The sequence below is a fragment of the Candidatus Obscuribacterales bacterium genome, assembly GCA_036703605.1.
Taxonomy (GTDB): domain Bacteria; phylum Cyanobacteriota; class Cyanobacteriia; order RECH01; family RECH01; genus RECH01.
Map to the genome: position 1 here is coordinate 1 of DATNRH010000376.1, position 1,336 is coordinate 1,336.

General features: G+C 54.6%; 1 protein-coding gene. It reads left to right on the forward strand.

Going from position 1 to position 1,336, the window contains the following annotated elements; all coding sequences use genetic code 11:
• Nucleotides 1-113: 113 nt before the first annotated feature.
• Nucleotides 114-1,336, forward strand: a 1,223-nt coding sequence (locus tag V6D20_07905; GenBank protein ID HEY9815708.1) for a DnaB-like helicase C-terminal domain-containing protein, incomplete at its 3' end; no start/stop codon positions are given.

Here is a 1,336-nt window from a genome sequence, read left to right on the forward strand (position 1 = left end):
AGTGATCAGAAATACAACCTCAAAGGCAATGCCCATAATTACCTGCTGGATTATGACTGGCTGATGCATGATCGCGGGCTGCTTAGGAATCATCCGACCAAGGAGCCACCCCAATGATCCCCGACATGAGCAAAGAGGCAGAGCAGTCTGTACTGGGTGCCTTGCTGATTGACCCAGACGGCAATCGGAACGTAATCGACAATCTGACTGAGGGTCACTTTAAGATTGATTCGCATAAGGCTATTGTCAGGGCGATTCATGGCGTTTTAGCCAAAGGCAGCACCGTGGACATGCTGACGGTTGATGAGTACCTTGAGTCAACCGGGCAATCATACGGCTGTGATATGGGCTACCTGAGCGACCTGTGCGAGAACACCGCCGGCATCACATCGGGCAAGGTCTGGTCTTACTACATGATCCTATGCGAGAAGATGCAGCGCCGGAACGTTGTCAGGGCCGCACAGGAGGCCATAGAAGCCGCCCAGACGCTTATGGACGTAGATGAGGTCGTCGAGGTCAGCCAAAGCGCTCTGATGGCGATTGAGGGCGATACAGAGCGGGACACGGTAGGCATTCAGGAAGTGGTCAAGGATGCGATCAACGCAATTGAGGAACGCCACACCCGCAAGGAGGGCACGTTGCTTGGGGTGCCTACTGGGCTGACTGAGCTGGACATGGCCACGATGGGGTATCAGCCGGGGTTGATCGTTGTGGCGGGCAGGCCGGGTGCTGGGAAAACTATTATGGGCTTGACGGCATTACTGGGATCAGGCAAGCACGGGTATGACTGCCTTGGAATCAACCTGGAGATGGCCAACGATCAACTGGCAGAACGGGCAATCTCTGATATTTCAGGTGTTCCATACAGCCAGATACGCGATCCGAAGACGATGTTTGATGAAAACTGGCATCAGGTGGCGCTGGCTGGGACTCAGCTTATGTCAATGCCTATTCAGTTCATGGACAACATGAGCGTGTCACTGGCGCGGATTAAGGCGGTGATCAGGACATGGCACCGGAAGGCCAAGAATCCCGGCTTGGTGATGATTGACTACCTACAGCTTATGCAGCTATCGGGGGCAGGCAACAAGACAGACCAGGTGGGGGAGATAACCAGAGCGCTCAAAATGCTTTCGCGTGAACTGGGCGTACCGATCATGCTGCTGTCACAACTTAGCCGGAATCTGGAGTCTCGACCCAACAAGCGGCCAATCCCATCTGACCTACGGGACTCGGGCAGCATTGAGCAAGACGCCGACCTAATCCTGTTCCTGTACCGGGATGAGGTATACAACCCAGACTCGCCACACAAGGGCATTGCGGAGATCATCATAGG